General features: G+C 62.0%; 24 protein-coding genes and 1 tRNA gene. 20 read left to right on the plus strand and 5 right to left on the minus strand.

Features of this window, described 5'->3' with window-relative positions; genetic code table 11:
• Position 1: 1 nt before the first annotated feature.
• From BC358_RS17240 to tatC, 6 genes are all read left to right on the plus strand, one after another.
• A complete protein-coding gene (locus BC358_RS17240; protein ID WP_066152870.1) occupies positions 2 to 373 on the plus strand; it encodes a phosphoribosyl-ATP diphosphatase in 372 nt (123 codons plus the stop codon).
• An 11-nt stretch (positions 374 to 384) separates the two neighbouring features.
• Positions 385 to 774, plus strand: a complete 390-nt coding sequence (locus BC358_RS17245) for a hypothetical protein (RefSeq protein ID WP_066152873.1) — start codon at positions 385 to 387, stop codon at positions 772 to 774.
• 16 nt (positions 775 to 790) lie between these two features.
• Complete coding sequence (locus BC358_RS17250; protein ID WP_079366773.1) at positions 791 to 1,153, plus strand: histidine triad nucleotide-binding protein; 363 nt, start codon at positions 791 to 793, stop codon at positions 1,151 to 1,153.
• 71 nt (positions 1,154 to 1,224) lie between these two features.
• Entirely contained in the window at positions 1,225 to 1,458 is a 234-nt protein-coding gene (gene tatA, locus BC358_RS17255; RefSeq protein WP_066152883.1) for a Sec-independent protein translocase subunit TatA, read from the plus strand.
• A 63-nt stretch (positions 1,459 to 1,521) separates the two neighbouring features.
• Entirely contained in the window at positions 1,522 to 2,022 is a 501-nt protein-coding gene (gene tatB / locus BC358_RS17260; RefSeq protein WP_066152886.1) for a Sec-independent protein translocase protein TatB, read from the plus strand.
• Positions 2,022 to 2,816 (plus strand): twin-arginine translocase subunit TatC, encoded by a 795-nt coding sequence (gene tatC, locus BC358_RS17265; protein WP_066152889.1) that lies wholly within the window; start codon positions 2,022 to 2,024, stop codon positions 2,814 to 2,816. Before tatB ends, tatC begins: the two co-directional genes overlap by 1 nt.
• Here tatC and BC358_RS17270 read toward each other — a convergent pair whose 3' ends face one another.
• On the minus strand, positions 2,817 to 3,962 hold the full coding sequence (locus tag BC358_RS17270; RefSeq protein ID WP_079366774.1) for a trypsin-like peptidase domain-containing protein: 1,146 nt from the start codon (positions 3,960 to 3,962) through the stop codon (positions 2,817 to 2,819).
• A 176-nt stretch (positions 3,963 to 4,138) separates the two neighbouring features.
• Here BC358_RS17270 and BC358_RS17275 point away from each other — a divergent pair, with 176 nt between their 5' ends.
• The 3 genes from BC358_RS17275 to pdxA all read left to right on the plus strand — a co-directional run bounded on the left by BC358_RS17275 (position 4,139) and on the right by pdxA (position 6,238).
• Complete coding sequence (locus BC358_RS17275) at positions 4,139 to 4,288, plus strand: DUF3149 domain-containing protein (RefSeq protein ID WP_079366775.1); 150 nt, start codon at positions 4,139 to 4,141, stop codon at positions 4,286 to 4,288.
• A 98-nt stretch (positions 4,289 to 4,386) separates the two neighbouring features.
• On the plus strand, positions 4,387 to 5,172 hold the full coding sequence (locus BC358_RS17280; protein WP_079366846.1) for a Nif3-like dinuclear metal center hexameric protein: 786 nt from the start codon (positions 4,387 to 4,389) through the stop codon (positions 5,170 to 5,172).
• A 4-nt stretch (positions 5,173 to 5,176) separates the two neighbouring features.
• A complete protein-coding gene (gene pdxA, locus BC358_RS17285; RefSeq protein WP_256861567.1) occupies positions 5,177 to 6,238 on the plus strand; it encodes a 4-hydroxythreonine-4-phosphate dehydrogenase PdxA in 1,062 nt (353 codons plus the stop codon).
• Between the two features lie 55 nt (positions 6,239 to 6,293).
• Here pdxA and mscL read toward each other — a convergent pair whose 3' ends face one another.
• Positions 6,294 to 6,707: a large conductance mechanosensitive channel protein MscL gene (mscL, locus tag BC358_RS17290; RefSeq protein WP_066152898.1), complete on the minus strand. Its 414-nt coding sequence runs from the start codon at positions 6,705 to 6,707 to the stop codon at positions 6,294 to 6,296.
• 236 nt (positions 6,708 to 6,943) lie between these two features.
• Here mscL and petA point away from each other — a divergent pair, with 236 nt between their 5' ends.
• The 6 genes from petA to BC358_RS17320 all read left to right on the plus strand — a co-directional run bounded on the left by petA (position 6,944) and on the right by BC358_RS17320 (position 11,178).
• Positions 6,944 to 7,552: a ubiquinol-cytochrome c reductase iron-sulfur subunit gene (gene petA / locus BC358_RS17295; RefSeq protein ID WP_066152901.1), complete on the plus strand. Its 609-nt coding sequence runs from the start codon at positions 6,944 to 6,946 to the stop codon at positions 7,550 to 7,552.
• Between the two features lie 39 nt (positions 7,553 to 7,591).
• Positions 7,592 to 9,028, plus strand: coding sequence for a cytochrome bc complex cytochrome b subunit (locus BC358_RS17300; RefSeq protein ID WP_079366777.1), 1,437 nt, complete (start codon positions 7,592 to 7,594; stop codon positions 9,026 to 9,028).
• A gap of 23 nt (positions 9,029 to 9,051) precedes the next feature.
• Positions 9,052 to 9,807, plus strand: a complete 756-nt coding sequence (locus tag BC358_RS17305) for a cytochrome c1 (RefSeq protein WP_066152911.1) — start codon at positions 9,052 to 9,054, stop codon at positions 9,805 to 9,807.
• Positions 9,808 to 9,924: 117 nt separating this feature from the next.
• Positions 9,925 to 10,536, plus strand: coding sequence for a glutathione S-transferase N-terminal domain-containing protein (locus BC358_RS17310; protein WP_066152914.1), 612 nt, complete (start codon positions 9,925 to 9,927; stop codon positions 10,534 to 10,536).
• Positions 10,537 to 10,571: 35 nt separating this feature from the next.
• Positions 10,572 to 11,087 carry a ClpXP protease specificity-enhancing factor gene (locus BC358_RS17315; protein WP_179130098.1) on the plus strand — a complete coding sequence of 172 codons (516 nt, stop codon included), beginning with the start codon at positions 10,572 to 10,574 and terminating at the stop codon, positions 11,085 to 11,087.
• A 15-nt stretch (positions 11,088 to 11,102) separates the two neighbouring features.
• Positions 11,103 to 11,178: transfer RNA gene (locus tag BC358_RS17320), tRNA-Thr, on the plus strand.
• 10 nt (positions 11,179 to 11,188) lie between these two features.
• Here the strand turns inward: BC358_RS17320 and BC358_RS17325 are convergent.
• Positions 11,189 to 11,509, minus strand: a complete 321-nt coding sequence (locus tag BC358_RS17325; RefSeq protein ID WP_079366778.1) for a DciA family protein — start codon at positions 11,507 to 11,509, stop codon at positions 11,189 to 11,191.
• A 51-nt stretch (positions 11,510 to 11,560) separates the two neighbouring features.
• Here BC358_RS17325 and BC358_RS17330 point away from each other — a divergent pair, with 51 nt between their 5' ends.
• From BC358_RS17330 to BC358_RS17350, 5 genes are all read left to right on the plus strand, one after another.
• Positions 11,561 to 12,511, plus strand: coding sequence for a M23 family metallopeptidase (locus BC358_RS17330; RefSeq protein ID WP_079366779.1), 951 nt, complete (start codon positions 11,561 to 11,563; stop codon positions 12,509 to 12,511).
• Between the two features lie 159 nt (positions 12,512 to 12,670).
• A complete protein-coding gene (gene secA / locus BC358_RS17335) occupies positions 12,671 to 15,415 on the plus strand; it encodes a preprotein translocase subunit SecA (RefSeq protein ID WP_079366780.1) in 2,745 nt (914 codons plus the stop codon).
• Between the two features lie 26 nt (positions 15,416 to 15,441).
• Positions 15,442 to 16,689, plus strand: coding sequence for a bifunctional glutamate N-acetyltransferase/amino-acid acetyltransferase ArgJ (gene argJ, locus BC358_RS17340; protein WP_066152924.1), 1,248 nt, complete (start codon positions 15,442 to 15,444; stop codon positions 16,687 to 16,689).
• Positions 16,690 to 16,705: 16 nt separating this feature from the next.
• Entirely contained in the window at positions 16,706 to 17,584 is an 879-nt protein-coding gene (locus BC358_RS17345) for an ATP-binding protein (RefSeq protein ID WP_079366781.1), read from the plus strand.
• On the plus strand, positions 17,581 to 18,051 hold the full coding sequence (locus BC358_RS17350; protein ID WP_079366782.1) for an NUDIX domain-containing protein: 471 nt from the start codon (positions 17,581 to 17,583) through the stop codon (positions 18,049 to 18,051). The genes BC358_RS17345 and BC358_RS17350 overlap by 4 nt, the downstream gene beginning before the upstream one ends.
• 6 nt (positions 18,052 to 18,057) lie before the next feature.
• Here BC358_RS17350 and BC358_RS17355 read toward each other — a convergent pair whose 3' ends face one another.
• Both BC358_RS17355 and zapD read right to left on the minus strand, forming a co-directional pair.
• Positions 18,058 to 18,246 carry a DNA gyrase inhibitor YacG gene (locus tag BC358_RS17355; protein WP_079366783.1) on the minus strand — a complete coding sequence of 63 codons (189 nt, stop codon included), beginning with the start codon at positions 18,244 to 18,246 and terminating at the stop codon, positions 18,058 to 18,060.
• A gap of 8 nt (positions 18,247 to 18,254) precedes the next feature.
• Complete coding sequence (gene zapD, locus BC358_RS17360; protein WP_066152938.1) at positions 18,255 to 19,010, minus strand: cell division protein ZapD; 756 nt, start codon at positions 19,008 to 19,010, stop codon at positions 18,255 to 18,257.
• Positions 19,011 to 19,050 lie beyond the last annotated feature (40 nt).

The raw sequence follows: 19,050 nt of genomic DNA on the forward strand, positions 1-19,050 counted from the left end.
CATGTCCGACACCGATTCGCTCGCGCGCCTGGCCGCGGTCATCGAAAGCCGCAAGCCAGCCAACGGCGGCGATCCCGAGAAGAGCTATGTTGCGCGACTGCTGCACAAGGGGCCGGACGCCTTCCTCAAGAAGATCGGTGAAGAAGCCACCGAGGCGGTGATGGCCGCCAAGGACTGTGACCATGGTGGCGACGTGCAGAAGCTGGTCAACGAGGTGGCCGATCTCTGGTTCCACAGCATGATCGCGCTGGCCCACTACGGCAAGACACCGGCCGACGTGGTGGCCGAGCTGGCGCGCCGCGAGGGGTTGAGTGGTCTGGAAGAAAAAGCCCTGCGCAAGGCGGTGGCGCGCGAGGCGGAACCCAAATCCTGAAAGGAGCCGACATGAGCGACATCATCGACGTCAAGGCGGTGGACAGCGAAAAGGCAGAATCCCTCAAGACGGTCGGCTGGATCAGCTATCTGCTGCACCTGATCGTGGCGGTAGCGGCGGTGTTGCCGGGCGCGCAGGTGGGCGTCGGCATCCTGCTGGTGGCACTGATCATTGATCTGGTGAAAAAGGGCGACGCCGAAGGTACCTGGCAGGCCAGTCATTTCTCCTGGCGCATCCGCTCCGTGATCTGGGCCGGCATCCTGTATGTCGTCACCTGGCCTCTGTGGCTGCTGTTGTTGCTGCCGGGCATGATCGCCTGGGCCATCATTTCCATCTGGTTCCTCTACCGCATTGTCCGGGGCATGGTGCGCATGAATGCCAGCCAGGCCATGCCTTCCTGACGCTGCCCGAAACTCCATGAGTCATCAAGACCCCGATTGCATTTTCTGCAAGATCGTTGCTGGCCAGATCCCGTCCCGGAAGGTGTATGAGGATGAGGAGCTGTACGCGTTTCACGACATCCATCCCTGGGCGCCGGTGCATTTCCTGCTGATTCCCAAGCGGCACATTGCCTCCATGGCGCAGTTGGCGCCCGCCGACGAGGGCTGGATGGGGCGTTTGATGGTGCTGGCGCCGAAGCTGGCACTGGAACAGGGCTGCAATCCGTATCCCGAAGGTGGCTTTCGTATGGTGTGCAACACCGGCATCGAAGGTGGCCAGGAGGTTCAGCACCTGCACTGGCACGTGATGGGCGGTCCTCGTCCCTGGGCGCGCGGCTGAACCAAATCCGCGGTCGTAGAATCCCAGTATTGGCGCCGGTCGCGCTTTCACACAACGTTTTGGAGATACTCATGGGCTCATTCTCGATTTGGCATTGGCTGATCGTGCTGCTGATCGTGGTGATGGTGTTCGGCACCAAAAAACTGAAGAACATCGGCTCCGACCTCGGTGGCGCCGTCAAAGGTTTCAAGGACGGTATGAAGGACGGTGGCCAGGCCGCCGATGCAACACCGGCCGCTCAGGTGGGCCAGGACGCTCGGAGCGAAAAGACCACCATCGACGTTGAAGCCAAGCAAAAAAGCTGACTCAAGCTGGCGCATGCTCACTGCGGCGCCAACCACTTATGACGTCCTGCCGCACACCGGTCCATGATTGATCTCGGTATCTCCAAGCTTGCGCTGATTGGCGCTGTGGCGCTCGTTGTCATCGGCCCCGAGAAGCTTCCGCGCGTGGCTCGGACGGTCGGGACCCTGTTGGGCAAGGCCCAGCGCTACGTGGCCGACGTGAAGGCTGAGGTCAGCCGCTCCATGGAGCTTGAAGAGCTCAAGAAAATGAAAGAGTCGGTGGAGACGGCGGCGCGCGACGTGGAGTCGTCGGTCGCCTCCGGTGCCAGCGATTTCGAGAAGTCGTGGTCCGAAGCCACCTCGGGTCTGGATGGATCGGCGTTTTCCTCCGACACCTCGGAGGCGCTTTCTCGGCTCGGGACCGATGGTTTCCCGTCTTACAAACACCCCCGGAAGAACTGGCGCATCAAGCAGAAAGCGATGCCCCAGTGGTACAAGGCCCGCACGGGCGTGCGCACGCGTGCCCAGTCCGGTGCGGCCCGCGTGGCCCGATTCCGCCCGCGCCCCTCTTCCGCTTCTCGCTGATGTCCGATCCTGACAAATCCACCGACGAGCTCGCCGGTTCAGAGCAGCCGTTTGTCCAGCACCTCATGGAGCTGCGCGACCGGCTGCTCTATGGCATTGCTGGTCTGGGGGTCTGCATGGCGCTGCTGGCCATCTGGCCCGGGCCCAGCGGACTGATTGATCTGATTGCGGTGCCCATCCGGGCGCACATGCCTCCCGATGCCAAGCTGATCGCCGTGGGGGTGTTTTCGCCGTTCTTTGTGCCGCTCAAGGTGTTGGCCATGGGAGCATTGCTGCTCTCGCTGCCCTGGTGGATGTACCAGATCTGGGCGTTTGTGGCGCCGGGGCTTTACAGCCATGAAAAGCGTTTTGCGGTTCCGCTGATCATCCTGGGCAGCTTGCTTGCGTACGTGGGCATCGCTTTTGTCCAGTTCTTCGTGCTGGACAAGATGTTTGGCTTCATCCAGCAGTTCACCCCCCAAAGCGTGGCAGCGACCCCCGACATTGCCTCGTATGTGGAAGCCATCCTGTCGCTCTATCTTGCTTTTGGCCTGGCGTTCCAGGTGCCGATCGTGGTGGTGCTGCTGGTGAAGATGAACATGGTCAGCGTCAAGCAGCTGAAGGAGTTCCGGGGTTACTTCATCGTGGTGGCGTTCGTGATCGCCGCCGTCGTGACCCCGCCGGACGTGATTTCACAGCTCGCACTGGCGGTGCCCATGTGCCTGCTGTACGAGCTGGGCATCTGGGGCTCGCAGTGGTTTGTGCGCAATACCAAGGCCCCCGAGGAATCCGTGAAGGACAGCGCGGCGTCCTGATCAGCGGTTGGGCTGGGGCCTGGGCAGGTTGCGCTTGCCCGGCGTGATCTGGATGCGCTGTTTTCCGTCCTTCCTCACGATCTCCAGGCTGGAGGGTTCGCCCGGCGCGAGAGCCGCCACGGCAGACAGCAACTGGGACACGTTGCTGACCGGTTTGTCTCCCACCTGGGTCACCACATCGCCAGGACGGATGCCAGCCTGGGCGGCCGGCCCGTTCTGCAGCACGCCAGTGATGATGACACCCGTGCCCGAGGGGATCGAGAAGCTCTCGGCCAACTCAGGGGTCAAATCCTGCGGCTCCACACCGATCCAGCCCCGGGTGACCTTGCCATCGCGCACGATGGCGTCCATCACGCTGCGCGCGGTGGAGGTGGGGATGGCAAAACCGATGCCCATCGACCCGCCCGAACGCGAATAGATCGCGGTATTGATGCCCATCAGGTGTCCGTGGATATCCACCAGCGCACCGCCCGAATTGCCCGGGTTGATGGCTGCATCGGTCTGGATGAAGTTCTCGAACGTGTTGATGCCCAGCTGGGTGCGTCCCAGGGCACTGACGATGCCGCTCGTCACGGTCTGACCGACCCCGAAGGGGTTGCCGATGGCCAGCACCTGGTCGCCGATGAACAGCGCCTCGGAATTGCCCAGGGTGATCACGGGCAGGCCACCGAGATTGATCTTCAGGATGGCCAGATCGGTTTCCGGGTCGGTGCCGATGACCTGGGCGGTGCTTCGCCGGCCATCGTTGAGCACCACCTCAATCTGGTCTGCTTCTTCGATCACGTGGTTGTTGGTGAGGATGTAACCCGCTTCGCTCACGATCACTCCGGAGCCCAGTCCGGCCTGAGGTTGTCCCTGTCCCTGCTCTCCAAAGAAGAATCGGAACCAGGGGTCGGCCATCTGCGCCTGATCGGGGGCCTTGCTGGTGTTGATGCTCACGACCGCAGGGGAGGCCCGCTTGGCCGCTTCCCTGAAGCTGTTGGGCGACGGTTCGCCAGAGAGAGTTCCGGGCGATTCAATCACCGGCACCACCGCAGGCAGCACATTGCGTCGGTCCAGCCAGTGGGGTTTGAGCGTGCCCACGACAAAAAGGACAGCCACCGCAACAGTGACGGTTTGGGCAAAGAGGAGCCAGATGCGTTTCATGGTGAACGGGTGCAAAAGGAACGGGCGCTCGGGAGCGTTTCGCGGCATCCCTGCTGACATTGTCACGTATATGACCACGTGGCTCGCCGGTTCAAGCCGATTGATGCAGATCAATGCGTATGGCGTGGCTTGGGGATGCAATGGCCGTCTGTTGTCACAGAGGACTGGAGCACACGATGAAAGCCATTGCAGATCTTTTTTCCACCGACTATGGTCTTTTCAGTATCGCAGGCATCGCTTTCATGATCGGCATGGCGATCTGGTTCTACCGGTTCTTCAACCGCAAGATGGTGGAGTCCGAGCGGGCCGAGCGCAAGCGCGGCTGAGCAGCGCCTGTCGCGGCAGCGTCCCCGGGTGGGCGATGACAGAATAGGACACGGTCGCCAGGATGTCCCTGGCGGCCGGTTCTGATATCACTGCCTCCATGCCACCCGATACATCTCCCGGTCAAGGCGTCTCGCGCGACGAACTGCTCGCAGCCTGCGACCGCCTCCTGCAACCTGCGCTTTTCAAGGACTACGGACCCAACGGTCTTCAGGTGGAGGGCCGGGTGCGGGTGCGCAAGCTGGTCAGCGGGGTGACCGCCAGCCTGGCGTTCATCGATGCAGCCATCGACGCCAGTGCAGATGCCCTGTTCGTGCACCATGGACTGTTCTGGCGTGGTCAGGACGGGCGGGTGACGGGCTGGATGAAGCAGCGTCTGGCGCGCCTGCTGTCGCACGACATCAACCTGCTGGCGTATCACCTGCCGCTGGATGCACATGCCGAGCTGGGCAACAACGCGCAGCTGGCACGCCGAATCGGTGTGCGCGTGCTGGATGCAGGGGAAGGGCGCTTTGGCGACCAGTCGCTGGGTTTCCTGGGGTTGCGCGCGCCAGCGCCGGCTGCCGAACTGCTCAAGGACATCGAGAGTGCCTTGGGACGCGCCGCGCTGCTGGTCGGCGATCCGGGGCGCCGTGTGGAGCGCGTGGCGATCTGCACGGGCGGTGCCCAAGGCTATTTCGAGGCGGCCATCGCTGCTGGCGCCGACGTGTTTATCACGGGGGAGATATCCGAGCCCCAGACGCACTACGCGCGGGAGGCTGGTGTGGCCTATATCGCCTGTGGTCACCACGCGTCGGAGCGCTACGGCGCGCCAGCGGTGGCTGGTCACGTGGCGGAGCTGCTCGGCATTGAGCATCAGTTCATCGACATTCCCAACCCCGCGTAACACTGTGACCACTCCTGTTTTCGAGAGTCCCGGGCGTCACCGCCCGCTTGTGATCACCATGGGAGACCCCGCTGGGATCGGGCCCGAGATCGTGGTTCGTGCCCTTCTGGAACGCCCCGATCTCCGGGGGCAGGTGGTGGTGGCCGGTGACGAGGCCACCCTGCGGCGCGCAGCGGATGTGGTCCGGCCGCAGTGTGGGGGGGCGCCGCTGGACGTGGTGGTGCTCGGTGGCCCCGGGGAATGGGCTCATGCTTCTCGCCAGGGGCTTGCACTGATACAGACCTGTGCGCCGGGCGCCTTGGTGCAATGGGGTCGAATCAGCGCCGAAGCCGGCCGTGCCGCAGCTGACAGCATTGCTGCTGCCGCACGGTGGGTGTTGACGGGTCAGGCGAGGGCATTGGTCACCGCACCTGTGCACAAGGAGTCTCTGGCCGTCGCAGGGTTGCCGCACCCGGGGCACACAGAGTTCCTTCAAGCCCTGGCGGCCGAACACGCGGGTGTGCCTGTGAGCGAGATGCCGGTGCGCATGATGCTCAGTGCGCCTGGGCTGGCCACCGTGCTGGTGAGCATCCATATGTCGTTGCGGCAGGCGCTTGAGGCTGTCACCACCGAACGCGTGATGGACACCATCCGCATCACGGCAGCGCACTATCGCCGCTGCGGTATGCCAGATGTTCGCATCGCCGTTGCGGGATTGAATCCTCATGCCGGCGAGGGCGGCCTGTTCGGTCGGGAAGAAATCGAGATCCTGCAGCCGGCTGTGGATCGTGCCCGTGCCGATGGATTGAAGGTCAGCGGCCCGCACGCGCCCGACACCGTGTTCATGAGGGCTCGCCAAGGTGAGTTCGATGTGGTGGTGGCGATGTACCACGACCAAGGGCTGATTCCGGTCAAGCTTCTGGGCCTGGAGCATGGTGTCAACACCACCCTGGGCTTGCCCATGGTTCGTACCAGCCCCGACCATGGCACCGCCTTCGATTTGGCCGGTACCGGACGGGCGAGTGCCGCAAGCCTGCTGGAGGCGGTGGATGCGGCCATCGAGATGAGCCGTTTGAGCCCGTCCTAACGGCTGCGGATGTCTTGGGTTCGGGTCGTCGGCCGCCCCGGGTTGGGCTGCTGGCTCACTTGCGCAGGCTGTCCCTGATTTCCCTCAGCAGAACCACTTCTTCCGGCGTCGGGGCCGGTGCCGCCGGAGGCGCCTCTTTGCGCATGCGGTTCATCTGCTTGACCATCATGAAAATGATGAACGCCAGAATCACGAAGTTCAGCGCGATGGTGATGAAGTTGCCGTAGGCGAGCACCGCCCCCGCTTTTTTTGCCTCTGCCAGCGGAAGGCCTGCGGCCTGGCCCGCCAGGGCAATGTAGTAGTTGGAGAAGTCAAGGCCCCCGAAAACCTTGCTGACGATGGGCATGATCAGGTCGCCCACGATCGAGTCCACGATCTTTCCGAAGGCGCCACCAATGATCACGCCTACAGCCAGATCCATGACGTTGCCTTTGAGGGCGAATTCTTTGAACTCTTGCAACATGGCCATTCGATGAACTCCTTCAATGGTCGTTCCACAAAACGATGGCCCCTTGGACCAAGAAAAATAATTCTCGCACAGAACACATTTGTATTACCTTTTGCTGACGGCGGCAGTGAGGCCCGATGCTCGCAAGGTGGTTGACTTGTCGTGTCTGGACCAGTGAAAAATCGGCTTGTAACGCTCCGGTACAATGCAGGGTTGACCCTAGTGGGCCACGTCTTGAACTTCCTTGAAAGATCCCCATGAGTGAAGCAACCGTCGCTGCGTCTGTGGACAACAGCCGCCGTACCTGGCTGATCACCTCCGCCGCCATGGGTGGCGTGGGAGCAGCCGCCGTCGCCGTCCCCTTTGTCAGCAGTTTTCAGCCGTCCGAGCGCGCAAAGGCTGCGGGTGCTGCGGTCGAAGTGGACATCTCCACCTTGCAGCCAGGTGAGAAGCGCGTGGTCGAATGGCGCGGCAAGCCTGTGTGGATCATGCGTCGCAGTCCCGAGCAACTGGCGGCTCTCGAGAAGGTCGAGCCTCAGCTGGCCGACCCGACTTCTGAACGCAAGGCCTACCCGACGCCTGAATACGCCAAGAACCGCCACCGTTCAATCAAGCCGGAGGTCTTCGTCGGTGTGGGTATCTGCACGCACCTGGGATGTTCGCCTGGCGACAAGTTCACGCCTGGCCCTCAGCCCTCGCTGCCCGATGACTGGGTGGGTGGTTTCCTCTGTGCCTGCCACGGCTCGACGTTCGACCTTGCGGGGCGCGTGTTCAAGAACAAGCCGGCACCGGACAACCTTGAAGTGCCTCCGCACTACTACACGTCCGACACCACGCTGTTGATCGGCGAAGAGAAAAAGGCCTGACCTGCGCTCAGCAGGCAACACGACCCCACAGAGGCATCCATGGCTGAATTCAAAGAAATTTCCCCCGACGCGCCCGTTGTCCAGAAGGTCACGAACTGGTTCGAGAACCGGCTCCCGTCCGCCTTCTACATCTACAAGCGCGACATGGCCGAGTACTACGCGCCGAAGAACTTCAACTGGTGGTATATCTTCGGCTCGCTGGCAATGCTTGTGCTGGTGATCCAGATCGTCACGGGCATCTTCCTGGTGATGCACTACAAGCCCGACGCCAACCTCAATGCGGCTGGTGTGCCGGTGGCGTTCGCCTCGGTCGAATACATCATGCGCGACGTGCCATGGGGCTGGCTGATCCGTTACATGCACTCCACGGGGGCTTCCGCCTTCTTTGTGGTCGTGTACCTGCACATGTTCCGAGGCCTGATCTACGGGTCCTACCGCAAGCCGCGCGAGCTGGTGTGGCTGTTCGGCTGCGGCATCTTCCTGGTGCTGATGGCTGAGGCTTTCATGGGCTACCTGCTGCCGTGGGGTCAGATGTCTTACTGGGGTGCGCAGGTGATCGTGAACCTGTTCTCTGCCATTCCGTTTGTGGGCCCCGATCTGGCGCTGCTGATCCGTGGAGACTATGTGGTCGGTGACGCCACGCTCAACCGCTTCTTCAGCTTCCATGTGATCGCCGTGCCGCTGGTGCTGCTGGGCCTTGTGGTCGCCCACTTGATGGCGCTCCACGATGTGGGTTCCAACAATCCCGACGGTGTGGAAATCAAGGCGGGCCCCAAGGGCAATCGCTGGTCGGTGTCCGCTCCGGCCGATGGTGTTCCGTTCCATCCGTACTACACGGTGCACGACATCTTCGGTGTGTCGATGTTCCTGATGGTGTTCTCGGCCATTGTGTTCTTCGCGCCGGAGTTTGGCGGCTACTTTCTGGAGTTCAACAACTTCATCCCCGCGGACCCGCTGGTCACGCCGCTGCACATTGCGCCGGTCTGGTATTTCACGCCCTTCTACTCGATGCTGCGCGCTATCACCAGCGAGATGATGTATGCGCTGATCGCCTGCGTGCTGGCTGCCGCCCTGTTCGCCGTGCTCAAGTCCAAGCTTGCGGCGATGTTCAAGTTGGTGGTGCTGGGTGCCGCTGCGGTCACCGTGGTGCTGATGCTGGCCATCGATGCCAAGTTCTGGGGCGTCGTGACCATGGGTGGCGCTGTGATCATCCTGTTCTTCCTGCCGTGGCTGGACAACAGCCCGGTCAAGTCGATACGTTACCGCCCGAGCTGGAACAAGTGGCTCTACACCGTCTTCGTGATCAACTTCCTCATTCTGGGATACCTGGGTGTGCAGCCTCCGTCCCCCGTGGGTGAGCGTGTTTCTCAGGTTGGCACGCTGTTCTACTTCGGCTTCTTCCTTCTGATGCCGTGGTGGAGTCGCCTGGGCGAGTTCAAGCAAGTGCCCAGCCGCGTCACTTTCAAGCCCCACTGAGTGCGATCCGGAGAATCACCAACATGAAAAAGATGTTTCTGGGCCTGATGCTGGCCTTCGGTCTGAGCGGGGTCGCCATGGCCGCTGGCTCTGGCTTTCCGCTGGACAAGGCGCCAGCCCGTACGAACGACATGGCGGCGCTGCAAAACGGTGCCAAGCTGTTCGTCAACTACTGCCTGAGCTGCCATTCGGCCTCGTTCATGCGTTACAACCGTCTGCGCGATATCGGCCTGACCGACAAGCAGATTGCCGAAAATCTGACCTTCACGACCGACAAGATCGGTGACACGATGAAGGCGGCCATCGATCCCAAGCAGGCGAAGGCTTGGTTCGGCGCCAATCCACCCGACCTGACCTTGGTGGCGCGCTCGCGCTCCAGCGGCGCCGGCACTGGTGCCGACTACATCTACACCCTGCTGCGCAGCTATTACCGCGACGAAACCAAGCCCACGGGCTGGAACAACCTGGTGTTCCCGAACATCGGCATGCCACACCCGCTGTGGGAGCTGCAGGGCGAACGCAAGCCTGTCTTCGAAAAACACGAGAGCCACGGTCAGCAAGTCGAGCTGTTCAAGAGTTGGGAGCCCGGCAAGGCCGGCACCATGTCACAAGAGCAGTACGATCAAAACGTCGGTGACCTGGTGGCCTACCTGCAGTGGATGGCTGAACCGGCACAGAACAGCCGGGTGCGCATTGGCGTCTGGGTGCTTCTTTTCCTGGCGGCATTTACCATCGTGGCTTGGCGACTGAACGCTTCGTTCTGGAAAGACGTCAAGTAAATCGAGCATGCAGGGGCCCCGAAGCTGTATCGGGGTCACCCATGAAATTTGCAGTGGTTTGCGGTTCCGCGGGTTCGCGGGCTAGCAAACCACTGTTTTGTCTTAGGAGACTCCCACATGATGGTTTTGTACTCGGGCACCACCTGCCCCTATTCTCACCGCTGCCGCTTCGTGCTTTTCGAGAAGGGCATGGATTTCGAGATCCGCGATGTGGACCTCTACAACAAGCCAGAAGACATCAGTGTCATGAATCCCTATGGACAGGTGCCGATCCTGGTGGAGCGCGACCTGATTCTGTATGAATCGAACATCATCAATGAATACATTGATGAACGATTCCCGCATCCCCAGCTGATGCCCGGCGATCCGGTGGATCGCGCCCGTGTTCGGCTGTTTCTGCTGAACTTCGAAAAGGAGCTGTTCACCCACGTGTCCGTGCTCGAGTCTCGGAGCAGCAAGGGCAACGAGAAGGCGCTCGAAAAAGCACGTGCCCACATTCGCGATCGTCTGACGCAGCTTGCGCCGGTGTTCCTCAAGAACAAGTTCATGCTGGGGGACAACTTCTCGATGCTGGATGTGGCGATCGCCCCGTTGCTCTGGCGTCTGGATTTCTACGGCATCGAGTTGAGCAAGAACGCTGCGCCTCTGCTGAAATACGCCGAGCGGATTTTTTCTCGTCCTGCCTACATTGAGGCACTGACGCCATCCGAGAAGGTCATGCGCAAGTGATGAGGTTCTGCCTCGCTTGAGGCGAGCCTTCAGCGATGATTCGTGACGACATGGAATCAACCTCGACCCGTCCCTACCTCATACGTGCCTTGCACGAGTGGTGCACTGACAACGGGTATTCGCCCCATATCGCCGTGCGTGTGGATGGGTCAGTGAATGTTCCGATGGAGTACGTTCGCAACCGCGAGATCGTGCTCAACGTGAGCTTTGACGCGACCAATGGTTTGCGCTTGGGCAATGAGTTCATCGAGTTCAAGGCGCGGTTTGGTGGCGTTCCACGAGACGTGGTGGTGCCGACGACCCATGTGATCGCGATTTACGCGCGAGAGAACGGTCAGGGCATGGCTTTTCCTCCGCCGGATGAGCTGCAAGCGGCCACCGAGGATCCTTTGCAGATGACGCCGGATCCTGGTGAGCAGGCGGCGGCTGATCGCGTGTCTTTACTCCGGTCGGTTCCGATGCCTGTTGGATCCGAAGACGGCGGAACGGAGCTTCCACCAGATGGAGCGGGTCGCAGTGGTGGTCGGCCTCAACTCAAGCGCGTCAAGTAGAATTTTCATCCAGAAGCCGCTTTAGCTCAGTTGGTAGAGCACTCGCCTTGTAAGCGATAGGTCGTCTGTTCGAGTCAGACAAGCGGCACCATCCGGGGACTTCAGTGTCTTGGTGTTTGGATTTTCAAACGAATGGAGGTAATCTCCATTCCGTTTTGGGCCAGACGCTGCCGCATGGATGGCAGGAGTTGGCGAAGTTTGGTTGATGCGGCGGCGCTGCTGACCAGCAAACACCACTCACCGTCCGCCAGCGGGCCAGGTTGAACCTGTGAACGCAGCGGTGCTGGTATCAATGCCGTAACCGCTACCAAGCAGTTCCGGGACGCGCGAATGCGCTCCTGCAGAAGTGCCAATGTGGGTTCTTCGCCAACAGCCTGTTCGAGGCTGAACACGCGTCTGTTGTACCGGTAGGCGGTGCTCATGCTTGGCAGGTTTGGCAACACTTCGCTGCCGTTGAAAGAGGTGGTCTGACAGTGCACATCATTATCACGGATGCCTGGCTGGCCAAAAGCCAAGCGCTCCATTTGAGCGGCCTCAAGCTGGCCTTTTCTGGCATTCTCTTGTCGATACTGGTCATGCTGGGCTCTGTGGCCGCATACCACTGGGTGTTCCTGCATGGGGTGCGTCAGGAGTGGCCCGGCTTCAACTCGGTTGCCCGTCTGGTGACTCAGGGAGATGTCGACTCCAAAGAGCTGTACATGCGAGAGAACCTGGACGCCATGGCGCGCAAGCTCGGCGAAATGCAGGCACGCATGCTCCAGATCGAGTCGCTGGGGGAGCGTGTGGCCGGACTCGCTGGGCTGAAGCCCGAAGAACTCAAGGTACAACCGGGATCCGGCGGAGCCCTGGTGTCCGGGCGGGATATCACGCTGCCTGAGCTGATGTCTGCGATGAACCAACTAGACAGAGTCAGTGGCGCGGGCGTGGATTGGCTGACGGTGATCGAGTCGCGACTGTTCGACCAGAAGATACAGCGCACGCTTGTCCCTACCGAAGAGCCGGTAGCGGGTGGCCGCATTGGCTCGCCATTTGGGTTCCGAATTGACCCCATCACCGGGCGCTCAGCCCTGCACACGGGACTGGATTTCCCCGCAGACACCGGAACACCCATCTTGGCTGCCGCAGGAGGCGTGGTGGTGGTTCAGGACATGCACCCTGCCTACGGCAACATGGTAGAAGTGGATCATGGCAATGACCTGATCACCCGCTACGCCCATGCGTCTCGGGTGCTCGTCAAGAAGGGGGATATCGTCAAGCGTGGTCAGGTCATCGCCGCGGTGGGCTCCACGGGGCGATCGACGGGTCCGCATCTGCACTTCGAGGTGTGGGTGTCGGGCGTACCACAGGACCCATCCCGGTTCCTGGCTGCAGGAGAGACACTCGCGGCGGCTCAACTGGTTCCAGGCAACCCGCGAAGGCCCTGATCAGCCTCCGAAACCGCCGGGTAAAATTGCGGCTTTGCTCTTGAAACAGCAGCGTTTGCCGGCACCTTCCGCGTGCCCGTGCAAGCCGATACGGCTGGCAGGAGTTGTTCGATCATTTCGCCTGCCTGGCATTTCCATGCCTGCTGCCGGTCCGCACTTATGGCCACAAATTTCCTCACCAAACTGTTCGGTAGCCGCAACGACCGTCTGCTCAAGACCTACCGCAAAACGGTGGAACGCATCAACGGTCTGGAGCCTCAATTCGAGAAGCTCAGCGACGACGAGTTGACAGCGCAGACGGAGGTGTTCAAGCGCCGCCTGGCCGACGGCGCCACCCTCGATGCGATCCTTCCCGAGGCATTCGCTGTGGTGCGCGAGGCAAGCAAGCGCGTGATGAAGATGCGTCACTTCGATGTGCAACTGGTTGGTGGTATTGCGCTGCACTCCGGGAAAATCGCCGAGATGCGAACCGGTGAAGGCAAGACACTGACCGCCACGCTGCCGGTCTACCTCAATGCGCTGTCGGGCAAAGGCGTTCACGTCGTGACCGTGAACGATTACCTGGCGAGCCGCGATGCCCAGTGGATGGGGCGGCTTTACAACTTTCTCGGGCTGTCGGTCGGCATCAACCTGCCCCAGGCACCGCGTGAGGAAAAGCAAGCCGCGTACGGCGCCGACATCACCTACGGCACCAACAATGAGTACGGCTTTGACTACTTGCGCGACAACATGGTGCACGAGGCCAAGGACCGCGTGCAGCGGGGACTGAATTTTGCGATCGTCGACGAGGTGGACTCGATCCTGATCGACGAAGCCCGTACGCCGCTGATCATCAGTGGCCAGGCCGAGGATCAGACGCCGGTCTATACCGCCATCAAGCAATTGGTGCCGCACCTGACCCGCCAGGAAGGCGAGGCCGATCCCCGCACCGGCGAAGGCGTGATCAAGCCGGGCGACTTCACGGTGGACGAGAAAGCACACTCCATCCACATGACCGAACAGGGGCACGAAAATGCCGAGCGCCTGCTCAGCCAGGCGGGTCTGTTGCCAGAGGGCGCTTCGCTGTACGACCCTGCGAACATCGCTTTGATGCACCACCTGGTGACGTCGCTCAAGGCTCATCACCTCTACCACCGTGACCAGCACTATGTGGTGCAGAACGGCGAGATCGTCATCGTGGACGAGTTCACCGGCCGGCTGATGTCCGGTCGCCGCTGGAGCGACGGCCTGCACCAGGCGGTGGAGGCCAAGGAAGGCGTCGCGATCCAGCCCGAGAACCAGACGCTGGCTTCGATCACCTTTCAGAACTACTTCCGTCTGTACGGCAAGCTGTCGGGCATGACCGGTACCGCCGACACGGAGGCCTACGAATTCCAGGAAATTTACGGTCTGGAGACCGTGGTGATCCCGCCGAACCGCCCCAGCCAGCGCGTCGATCAGCTCGACCGCGTGTACAAGACCACCAAGGAAAAGTACGTTGCGGCGATTCAGGACATCCGCGAGTGCCACGAGCGTGGCCAGCCGGTGCTGGTGGGCACGTCCTCGATCGAGAACTCGGAAATCATCTCCGGTCTGCTGACTGCCGAAAAGCTGCCGCACGAGGTGCTCAACGCCAAGCAGCACGCCCGAGAAGCGGACATCATCGTCCAGGCGGGGCGCCCTGGCGCCATCACCATTGCCACCAACATGGCTGGCCGCGGCACCGACATCGTGCTCGGTGGCAACCTGGAAAAGATGGTCGCTGCGGTTGAGGCCGACGAGTCGCTGGACGACGCCAGCAAGGCGCAGCGCGTGCAGGCGCTTCGTGATCAGTGGCAGTCGGACCACGAGAAGGTGAAGTCACTCGGCGGCCTGCGCATCATCGCGACCGAACGCCATGAAAGCCGCCGCATCGACAACCAGCTGCGGGGCCGCTCGGGCCGTCAGGGCGACCCGGGTTCATCCCGTTTCTACCTGAGCCTGGACGACTCGCTGATGCGGATCTTTGCAGGCGAGAAGGTACGGGCGATCATGGACCGGCTGAAGATGCCAGAGGGCGAGGCCATTGAGGCCGGCATCGTCACACGCAGCATCGAAAGTGCCCAGCGCAAGGTCGAGGCCCGCAACTTCGATATCCGCAAGCAGTTGCTGGAATACGACGATGTGTCGAACGACCAGCGCAAGGTGATCTACCAGCAGCGCAACGACATCCTGGACGCACAGAGCCTGCGGGCCCAGATCGACGCATTGCGCGAGGGTTGCATGACGGATCTGGTGCACCAGTTCGTGCCCGAAGGCAGCGTGGAGGAGCAATGGGATCTGCCCGGCCTCGAGCGTGTGCTGCGCGAAGAGTGGTCGGTGGATCTGCCGGTTGCCAGCTGGGTGTCAGAGTCTGAGTCGGTCGAGGTCGACGACATCGTCGAGCGTGTTCAGAAGGCTGCCAAGCAAGTGTTCGAAGACAAGGTGGCACTGGTCGGCGATGAAAATTTCACCCAGTTCGAGCGCATGGTGCTCCTGCAGACCATCGACAGCCAGTGGCGGGACCACCTGTCCGCACTCGACTACTTGCGGCAGGGCATCCACCTACGGGGCTACGCCCAGAAGCAGCCCAAGCAGGAGTACAAGAGGGAGGCCTTCCAGCTGTTTGGCCAGTTGCTCGACAGTGTGAAGAACGACGTGACCCGCATCCTGATGAACGTGCGCGTGCAGTCGGCCGAGCAGATCTCTGAAGCCACCGAGCAGATGGAGGCCAGCGCCGAACAGATTGCCAACGTGACCTACACCGCGCCGACCGAAACCGGCGAAGCCGAGAGCATTGTCGACCCCGCGACTGCGGTGGCCGAGGTGCCGCGTGTGGGGCGCAACGACCCCTGCCCCTGCGGCAGCGGCAAGAAGTACAAGCACTGCCACGGCGCACTGACTTGATGCCCTTTTGACCGGAATCTGATGCCATGGCTGTGAACTACATTGCCCCCCAAGCCCAGGACCTGCTGCCCGTCGCGGGTGTTCGCATCGGCGTGGCCGAAGCTGGCATTCGCAAAGCGAACCGCAAGGACCTGACCGTTTTTCTGCTGGATGAGGGCAGTGTCGTCGGGGCTGTGTTCACGCAGAACCGCTACGCGGCTGCGCCCGTGCAGGTGTGCCGGGACCATCTCGCTGCGGGCCTGGGTATCCGGGCCATGGTGATCAACACGGGCAACGCCAATGCCGGTACGGGTGAGCCGGGTTTGCAGAACGCCCGTCAGACCACGAATGCACTGGCGCTGGCCCTGGGTGTGCAGCACGAGCAGGTGCTGCCTTTTTCGACCGGCGTGATCATGGAGCCCCTGCCACTGGAGCGGCTGCTCGTCGGACTGCCTGCCGCTCTGTCAGATGCCGGCAGTGCCGCCGGTGCCACAGGTGCGCAATGGCTCAAGGCGGCCGAGGGGATCATGACCACCGACACGCTTCCCAAGGCGATCAGCCGCCAGGCGACGGTGGGGGGCCAGACCGTGACCGTGAGTGGCATCGCCAAAGGGGCGGGCATGATCCGCCCGAACATGGCGACCATGCTGGGTTATGTGGCCACCGATGCGGCGGTGGCGCCCGCCTTGATGCCGGCCCTGGCCAAACGGCTGGCCGACGGTTCCTTCAACCGCGTCACAGTGGACGGTGACACATCGACCAACGACTCCTTTGTTGTGGTGGCCACGGGCAAGGCTGGCAATCCGGTCGTGACCGACCTGGCCAGCGCCGACGGCCGGGCCCTGCTGGCGGCCATGACAGAAGTGGCCCAGTTCCTGGCCCACGCTATCGTGCGCGACGGCGAAGGCGCCACCAAGTTCATCACGGTGCGGGTGGAAGGCGGGGCCAGCAGCGACGAATGCCTGAAGGCGGCCTACGCCGTGGCCCACTCGCCGCTGGTCAAGACAGCTTTTTTTGCCAGCGACCCCAACCTGGGCCGGATTCTTGCCGCCGTCGGTTACGCCGGCATCGCCGACCTAGATGCGTCCAAGATTGAATTGCATCTGGGGGATGTGCATGTCGTCAAGGCGGGTGGTCGCAACCCCGACTACCGCGAAGAAGACGGGCAGCGCGTCATGAAGGCAGCCGAGATCCTGGTGCGCATCGGGCTGGGGCGCGGAAGCGCCACCGAGACGGTCTGGACCTGCGACTTCAGCCACGACTACGTGACCATCAACGCCGACTACCGGTCCTGACCCAAGGTCGCTGGGCATGAACGAGCAATTCGAACGGCTCCTGCAAAGAGCCGAACAGCTGATCTCCCGCATCGAGTCGGTGCTGCCCCAGCCGTTGGGTGCTCCCGACTGGAACGCCTCCATCGCATTTCGCTACCGCAAACGCAGCAGCGGTCATGGCGTCCTCGAGCCGGTGCGCCAGGTGGCCCAGATGCGTCTGTCCGACCTGCAGGAAATCGACGGGCAGAAGGAAAAGATCCAGCGCAACACCGAGCAGTTCGTGCAAGGTTTGCCCGCCAACAACGTGTTGTTGACGGGCGCGCGTGGTACCGGCAAATCGTCTCTGATCAAGGCTTGCCTGAACGAGTATGCGCCGAAGGGTTTGAGGCTGATCGAGGTGGACAAGGCCGATCTGGTGGACCTCCCGGACATCGTGGATGTGGTGGCCGACAGACCCGAGCGCTTCCTGGTCTTCTGCGATGACCTGAGTTTCGAGGACGGCGAGGCGGGGTACAAGGCCCTCAAATCCATCCTCGATGGTTCGGTGTCGGCGGCAGGGCAGAACGTCCTGATCTGCGCGACCAGTAACCGACGGCACCTCCTGCCGGAGTACATGAAGGAGAACCTCACGTACACCCATACCGCCGATGGCGAGGTGCATCCCGGCGAGGTGGTGGAGGAAAAGATCTCTCTGTCTGAGCGCTTCGGGCTATGGGTCAGCTTCTACCCGTTCAGCCAGGACGAGTACTTGAGTATCGTGGCCCAGTGGCTGGCGTCGTTTGATGTGCCTGCAGCCGAGATCGAAGCGGCGCGACCGCAGGCCCTGGTCTGGGCGCTCGAACGCGGTTCGCGCAGCGGACGCGTGGCCTACCAGTTTGCCCGCGACTACGCGGGCTCTCATCGTTCGCAGCCATGAGGCAGACCGCGGTGCTGGTGGTCGATGGCGGCGGCACCACCGAGGGCGCGCAGCGCCCGGTCACGGAGGTTGCGGTCGGCATCCTCGTCGATGCAGAGGGCCGCTATCTCCTGACATCCCGACCACCTGGCAAGGTCTACGCTGGGTATTGGGAGTTCCCGGGCGGCAAGCTGGAGGTTGGTGAAAGCGTGGAGCAGGCCTTGCGACGGGAGCTGCAGGAGGAGATCGGCGTCACCATTGGCCCGGCCATGGCCTGGCGGCGATCACTGGTCGACTATCCCCACGCGCTGGTCCGCCTGAACTTCTGCAAGGTCTACGAGTGGTCCGGGGACCTGCACATGCATGAGGGTCAGAGCCATCGCTGGGAGCGGTTGCCAGTGAGCTGCGAGCCTGTGCTGCCGGGGACGGTTCCGGTGCTCGCCTGGCTGGCCGAAGAAGAAGCGGGGGCTGCCCCGTCTGCCTGCTGAACCGACTCAGTGTTCTTCGAAGCCTGGCTCGCGGCCGGACGCCTGCTCGGGCACTTTGAACTGTTCGCTCGCCCAGGCGCCCAGATCCATCTGCTTGCAGCGTTCGCTGCAGAAAGGTCGGTAGGGGTTGGTGGCGGCGTACAAGCTTGCACTTCCGCAGGTCGGGCATGTCACCTGTTTGGGTACCTGGCTCATGAAGGCGTTCAGGAGCAGAGCGTGAGCTCGAATGACGCATCCTCCCCGGCGGGATGCAGGCGTTCATCCACTCCCAAGCGCAGCAATCGGACCGACAGCATCAGGCGGTTGCCACTGATCTCTGGGATCAGCCCAAGGCGCGGATCTATGGCAAGGCGCAGCAACTGGTAGGTACGGCCTTGGGGAAGGTTTTGCTGGAACTGGCCGCCGGGAGCCACCACTTTGTGAGGGGACCCGGAGTCCCGCATCATCTTCAGCAGCAACATGATGGCTTCAGCCAGCGGTGCCAGGGGCTGTACCCAGCGCTGAAGGTCTGCTTGGCGCAGCGACGCTGACTGGTGCTGCCAGTGGAAGTAACCGGGCAAGTCAAACTCGCAGGTACCGCCCGGAATGCCGATGCGGCTCCGAATGGCCATCAGCCAGTCGTTGTCGGTCAGGGACTGGCCGGTTTTGCCGGTTGCACCGCTGAGTTCCGAAAAACTGGCGTCCAGCTGGCCAATGACTTCGTCAAGCACCCGTTCGGAGATGGCAGGGTTGCCGCGGTAGCCGTTGAGCTGGATGCGGTGCCGGTCAATGTCTTTGAGGACATCTGACTTCATGTCCGCACGGGCGGCCACATCCATGATCTCGAAGATGGTCTGAATGGCGAAGTGGTGATCCAGCGCGTCAGAGCGCGTCACAAGCTCGGACAGCCGTGTGAACAGATGCTCCAGTCGGAGGTAAGTCCGGACGCGCTCGTTGAAGGGGTATTCGTACAGGATCACAGCGTCAAAGGGCGCAGAGGTTCAGTCATGGGCTTGTTCA

Origin of the sequence: Hydrogenophaga sp. H7, from assembly GCF_002025745.1 — a bacterium.
Lineage (GTDB): Bacteria > Pseudomonadota > Gammaproteobacteria > Burkholderiales > Burkholderiaceae_C > Hydrogenophaga > Hydrogenophaga pseudoflava.